4 protein-coding genes are annotated in these 6,343 nt (G+C 77.8%); all 4 read left to right on the plus strand.

The genetic code is table 11. The features are described from left to right. Positions 1-136: 136 nt before the first annotated feature. The 4 genes from ACSNOB_RS00765 (at position 137) to ACSNOB_RS00780 (ending at position 6,248) form a co-directional block, all read left to right on the plus strand. A complete protein-coding gene (locus ACSNOB_RS00765; protein ID WP_436684541.1) occupies positions 137-3,532 on the plus strand; it encodes a BTAD domain-containing putative transcriptional regulator in 3,396 nt (1,131 codons plus the stop codon). A gap of 115 nt (positions 3,533-3,647) precedes the next feature. After that, a complete protein-coding gene (locus ACSNOB_RS00770; RefSeq protein ID WP_436684542.1) occupies positions 3,648-4,463 on the plus strand; it encodes a DedA family protein in 816 nt (271 codons plus the stop codon). Between the two features lie 4 nt (positions 4,464-4,467). Further along, a complete protein-coding gene (locus ACSNOB_RS00775; RefSeq protein ID WP_436684544.1) occupies positions 4,468-5,613 on the plus strand; it encodes a sensor histidine kinase in 1,146 nt (381 codons plus the stop codon). Continuing rightward, positions 5,604-6,248: a response regulator gene (locus tag ACSNOB_RS00780; RefSeq protein WP_436684545.1), complete on the plus strand. Its 645-nt coding sequence runs from the start codon at positions 5,604-5,606 to the stop codon at positions 6,246-6,248. The genes ACSNOB_RS00775 and ACSNOB_RS00780 overlap by 10 nt, the downstream gene beginning before the upstream one ends. Positions 6,249-6,343 lie beyond the last annotated feature (95 nt).

Here is a 6,343-nt window from a genome sequence, read left to right on the forward strand (position 1 = left end):
GCGGTGCCTGTCGGGGCCACGCCATCCGCCACCGAGCGTGCCCGGGGGTGATCAGCGACCGGTCAGCAACGGGTGAGCGCGCGCCCGGACACCCGGCCGCGCGGGACGGCCGCCCGGGCATGCCTAGATTGGTGCCATGACCAGGCAGGCGGCGGCACCCGTGGTGGGCTTCCGCGTGCTGGGCCCGGTGGAGGCGGCGAACGCCCTCGGCCCCGTCGCGCTGAAGGGCCCCCGCCAGCGGGCGGTGCTGGCCCGCCTGCTCATCGCCCGAGGTCGGGTCGTACCGGTCGACCGGCTCGTCGGCGACCTGTGGGAGGCGCCCTCGGACGGCGCGGTCGGAGCGATCCGGACGTTCGTCGCCGACCTGCGCCGGGCGCTGGAGCCCGGCCGGCCACCCCGGCAGCCGGCCCGGCTGCTGGTGACCGCCCCGCCCGGGTACGCGCTGCGCGCCGAGCCCGACGCGGTGGACGCCTGGCGGTTCGAGGCGGCGGTCGCCGAGGCGGGGGAGCTGCTGGCGGCCGGGCGTGGCGAGCCCGCGCTGGCCTGCCTGGACGACGCGCTCGCGCTGTGGCGCGGCCCCGCCTACGCGGAGTTCGCCGGCGACCCCTGGGCCCGCGGGGAGATCAACCGGCTCGACGAGCTGCGGCTGCTGGCCGTGGAACGGCGGGCCGAGGCGCTGCTGGCCCTGGGCCGGGCCGCCGACGCGGCCACCGGGCTGCGAGCCCACGCCGCCGGCCACCCGCTGCGCGAGGACGCTTGGCAGTTGCTGGCGACGGCCCTGTACCGGTCGGGCCGACAGGGCGAGGCACTGGCCGCGCTGCGGCAGGTCCGCGACACCCTGGTGGCGGAACTCGGCGTCGACCCGGGCCCCCGGCTGCGGCAACTGGAGGCGGACATCCTCGCCCAGGCGCCGGGGCTGATCCCGGCGGCTCCGCCCGCGCCCGCCCGCGTCTCCGGGTCCGCCGCCGCACCCGGGCCCGCCGCCGGGTCCGCTGGCGCCTCCGGGCCCGCCGGCGCCGTCGCGCCCGCGTGGCCCGGCGCGGCACCGTCGGGCGGGCGCCGCCCGTTCGTCGGCCGGGACGAGGAACTGACCCGCCTGCGGCAGACCGCCGGGCAGGTCGCCCGGCGCGGCGCCCCCGCGCTGGCCCTGGTCTCGGGGGAGGCCGGCGCGGGCAAGACCGCGCTCGCCGACGCGCTCACCCGGGACCTGGCCGCCGCCGGCTGGACGCCGGCGTGGGGCCACAGCCCCGAGTACGAGGGCGCCCCGGCCGCCTGGCCGTGGACCCGGATCACCGAGGCACTCGCCCCGGCGCGCGACCCGGAGCCGGACCCCACGGACGCGGCGAGCCGGGCGACCGGCCGGGTGCCCCTCGACGCCGACCGGGGGGAGGACCCGGCGGCGGCCCGGTTCCGGCTGCACCGGGCCGTCACCGCGCTGGTCTCGGCGGCCGCCGGCCGGGGGCCGGTGCTGCTGGTCGTCGACGACCTGCACCGCGCCGACGCCGACACCCTGGACGTGCTGACCGCCCTGGTCGGCGAGCCCGAGCCGGTCACCGGGCCGGTGCTGGTCGTGGGGACGTACCGCGCCGCCGAGATCACCCCGGAGCTGACCGCCGCCCTGGCCCGGCTGGCGCGCGCCGAGCCGGTCCGGGTCTACCTCGGCGGCCTGTCCGAGCAGGCGACAGGCGACCTGGCCCGCACGGTGAGCGGGCAGGACCTGGACGCCGCCGTGGTACGCGTGATCCACCGGCGCAGCGGCGGGAACCCGTTCTTCGTCCGGGAACTGGCGCGGCTGCTGGCCGCGGCGGGCCCGTCGGCGCTGGAGCAGGTCCCGGCGGGCGTGCGGGACGTGATCCGGCACCGCCTGGCCCGGCTGCCCGAGGCGGCGCAGACCGTGCTGCGGCAGGCGGCGGTGCTCGGCCGCGACGTCGACCCGGACGTGCTGGCCGCGCTGGCCGGCGACGCGGCGCAGGTCCTCGACGCCCTGGACCGCGCCCTCGCGGCCGGCTTCCTCAGCGAGCGGGACGCCGACGGGCGGCTGCGGTTCACCCACATCCTGATGCGGGACACCCTCTACGGGGACCTGTCCGCGCCGCGCCGCGCCCGCTGGCACGCCGCCGCCGGCGACGCGATCGAGCGGCTGTACCCGCACGACGTCGCCGCCCTCGCCCACCACTTCGCCCGCGCGGCGAGCCGGGCCACCGCGCCCCGCGCCGCGCGCTACACCCGCCTGGCGGCCGAGCAGGCCGAGCGCCGCTTCCACCCACACGAGGCGGCCCGCCTGTGGCGGGAGGCGGTCACCGCGCACGACCGTGCCGGCGACGACGACGTACGCGGGCGGTTGGACGCGGCCATGGGGCTGGGCCGCGCGCTCGCCGTCACCGGCCACCTCGACGAGGCGCGGCGGCTCCGCTCGACGGCGATCGCCACGGCCGTCGGGCTCGACGATGCGGTCCTGGCCACGAGCGTGCTGACCGCGTTCGACGTCCCGGCGATCTGGACCCGCAACGACGACGAGCGGCTGTCCCGCCAGGTCGTCCGGGCCGCCGAGCGGACGCTGGCCGCGCTCGGCGACGACGAGCCGGAACGGCGCAGCCGGCTGCTGAGCACCCTCGCCCTGGAACTGCGCGGCACCACCACCGACCGCGGCCACCGGGCGGCGTGCGAGGCGGAGGCCATCGCCCGGCGGCTGTCGGACCCGGCGCTGCTCGCCCACGCGCTCAACGCCCGCTTCCTGCACGCCTTCGGGCGGACCGGCCTCGCCGGCGAGCGCGCCCGCATCGGCGCCGAACTGGTCGACCTGGCCGCCCGGCACGAGCTGGTGAGCTTCGAGGTCCTCGGCCACCTCGTGCTGATGCAGGCGCACTGCGCGCTCGCCGACCTCGCCGCCGCCGACGCGCACGCGCGCGCCGCCGACCGCCTCGCCGAGCGGTACGACCTGCCGCTGGTGGACGTCTTCACCCGGTGGTACGCCGCCCTGCGGCTGGCCATCGGCGGGGACCGGGCCGGGGCGGCGACCGCGTACCGCGCCGCGCACGCGAGCCTCACCGGCAGCGGGATGCCCGGGATGGAACACGGCCTGCTCGCCCTCGCGCTGCTGTCCCTGCGCCCGGCACCCGCGGCGGGGGAGCGGGGAGCCGCCGGGCCGGGGAACATCGACGGGACGGACGGGGACTTCGGACCGTACGAGCCCTGGGCACGCCCCGTGGTGCTGCTCTCCGCCGGCCATCGGGGCGAGGCCGCCGCCGCGCTGCACGCCCTGCCGGACTCGCCGCACGACCTGCTGCGCGAGGCCCGCGTCTGCCTCGCCGCCCGCGCCGCCGTCGCCCTCGGCGACCACGCGACGATGCGGTGGGCGTACGCCGAACTCGCCCCCGCCGCCGACGAGCTGGCCGGGGCCGGCAGCGGGATCCTCACCCTCGGCCCGGTCGCCCACCACCTCGCCGACCTCGCCGCCGCGCTGGGCCGCCCCGACGAGGCCGCCGCGCACCGCCGGACCGCCCGTGCGGTCGCGGCGCGGGCCGCCAACTAGGATTCCGTCCGGCGGCTCCTGTGGTTTTCCGCACCCCGCCCGGTGCGGTCGCCCGACGCGACCGGGCGGCCGGCCCCATGGCGGGCTCTCAGGATGGGTTCGTAGCGTGGGCACCATGATTCGTACCGCGCACGCCCTGTTCGCCGCCGGAACCGCCACCGGGGATTCCGCGCCGCCCGAGGGTGGCCTGGTCGGCTACGTCACCGGCCTGGTCGAACGGCTCGGCGGCCCCGGCGCGGGCCTGGCCGTGGCCCTGGAGAACCTCTTCCCGCCGATCCCCAGCGAGGTGATCCTGCCGCTCGCCGGCTTCGTCGCCGGTCAGGGGCGGATGAGCGTGGTGAGCGCGATCTTCTGGACCACCCTCGGTTCGCTGCTCGGCGCCCTCGCGCTGTACTACATCGGCGCCGCGCTGGGTCGGGAGCGGATCCGGGCCATCGCGGAGCGGCTGCCGCTGGTCAAGCTCAGCGACGTGGACCGCACCGAGGAGTGGTTCCTGCGGCACGGGGTCAAGGCCGTCTTCTTCGGCCGCATGATCCCGATCTTCCGCAGCCTGATCTCGATCCCGGCCGGCGTGGAGCGGATGCCCGTGTTGACCTTCGCGGTCTACACGACCCTCGGCAGCCTGATCTGGAACACCACCTTCGTGATGGCCGGTTACCTGCTCGGCGACAACTGGCACCTGGTCGAGGGGTACGTCGGCGTGCTGCAGAACGTCGTCATCCTCGCCAGCGTGGCGGCCGTCGGCTGGTTCGTGGTCTCCCGTGTGATCCGGGCCCGGCGGGGCGCGGCGGCGGCCGTCGAGCCGGACCCGGCCGCCGGACCCTCCCCGCTGCCCCACGCGCCCGACCCGGGCGGCCGGGGCACCATCTACCGCAGCGCCTACTCCGACGGGCAGCAGCCCGCCCCGTGGGACCGTGACGGGGCGCGCTGAGCCGATGGCGGCACCCCGGCTGGCCCCGCCGCGCCCCGCCCGGATCCCCGTCGGCGTCGCCCTCGGGATCCTCACGGCCGCGGTCGAGGCGCTGTTCCTCGTCCTCTCGGCCGTCGCCGTGGCCGGCGCCGCGCTCGTGCCGCCGGCCCGCCGACGCGTCCGCACCGCTGTCCGGCGGTACGCCACGACGCTCACCGGCTGGGAACGGGACCGGCTCGCCCGGTTCCACCGCGTCGCGCTCCCGCCCGGGGCTGCTGCCCGGCGGCAGGTCGGCTACCTGGCCGCCCGGCTGCTGCCCGGGGCGCTCGGCCTGCTGGCGTACGGGGTGCTGGCCTTCGGCGTCGTGCTGGCGTCCATCGTGGTGCGCGCCACGCTGCGCGGCGACCTCGGCGTGACCGACGCGCTGCTGCAGGTCGTCGTCGGCGCGGCGCTGCTCCTGGTCAACGTGCAGGCCGTGGTGAGCGTGGCCGCGTTGGACGTCCGGCTGGCCCGGCACCTGCTCGGCCCGAACGCCCGTACCCTGCTCGAGGAGCGGGTCCGGGAGCTGGCCGCCAGCCGCGCCGGCGTCATCGCCGCCGTGGACGCCGAGCGGCAGCGCATCGAACGGGACCTGCACGACGGCCTCCAGCAGCGGCTGGTCGCCCTCGGCATGCTGCTCGGCCGGGCCCGCCGCAGCCGGGACGCCGAGCGCACCGCCGCGCTGCTCGCCCAGGCCCACGCCGACGCCCAGCAGGCCGTCGCCGAGCTGCGCGAGGTGGCCTGGCGGGTGTACCCGTCGGCGCTCGACGACGCCGACCTCGGGCAGGTGCTGGAGATGGTCGCGCAGCGCTCCGCCGTCCCGGTCCGCGTCCGCTGCGACCTGCCAGTACGCCCGCAGCGGCAGGTCGAGACGGTGTTGTACTTCGTCGCCTGCGAGGCACTGACCAACGCGGCGAAGCACGCCGCCGCTACCCTGATCACCGTCGAGATCGACTCCGGGGAGGGGCACGTCCGGATGACAGTGCACGACGACGGCGTCGGCGGGGCCGACCCCGCCGGGCGGGGCCTGTCCGGCCTGGCTCGCCGGGTCGCCGCGCTCGACGGGCGACTGCGGGTCGACAGCCCGCCCGGCGGGCCCACCACCGTGTCGGTGGAGCTGCCGTGCGGATAGTGCTCGCCGAGGACTCCACGCTGCTGCGGGAGGGCCTGGCCCGGCTGCTGGCCGAGGAGGGCCACGAGGTCGCCGCGTCCGTCCCCTCCGCCGACGAGCTGGTCGACGCCGTCGCCCGGCACCGGCCCGACGTCGTCGTCACCGACGTGCGGATGCCGCCCACCCACACCGACGACGGGCTGCGGGCCGCCCTGGAGATCCGGCGGCGCTGGCCCGGCACCGGCGTCCTGGTCCTCTCCCAGTACGTCGAGAGGCGGTACGCCACCCGGCTGCTCGCCGACCGTCCCGAGGGCGTCGGCTACGTGCTCAAGGACCGGGTCGCCCAGGTGGACGACTTCCTCGACGCCCTGGACCGGGTGGCCGAGGGCGCGACGGCGCTGGACCCCGAGGTGGTGCGGCAGGTCCTGGCCGGCAGCGACCGGGCCGACCCGCTGGCGCGGCTCACGCCACGCGAACGGGACGTGCTGCACCACATGGCCCAGGGCCACACCAACGCCACGATCGCGGAGCGGCTGCACGTGTCGCAGAGCGCGGTGGAGAAGCACATCAACACGATCTTCGACAAGCTGGAGCTGTCGCGGGCGGCGGGCTACAGCCGGCGGGTGCTCGCGGTGCTGCGGTACCTCGGGGTCTGAGGCTCTCCTGCGTGCTGGCTCGGGTCCTGCCTCTTCGGCTTGGCTCGCGCCGCGGTGGGGGGTGGTCGGCGTTGGCTTGCGGTGCGTGGGGGGTG

Source organism: Micromonospora sp. URMC 106 (assembly GCF_051386395.1).
Lineage (GTDB): Bacteria > Actinomycetota > Actinomycetes > Mycobacteriales > Micromonosporaceae > Micromonospora.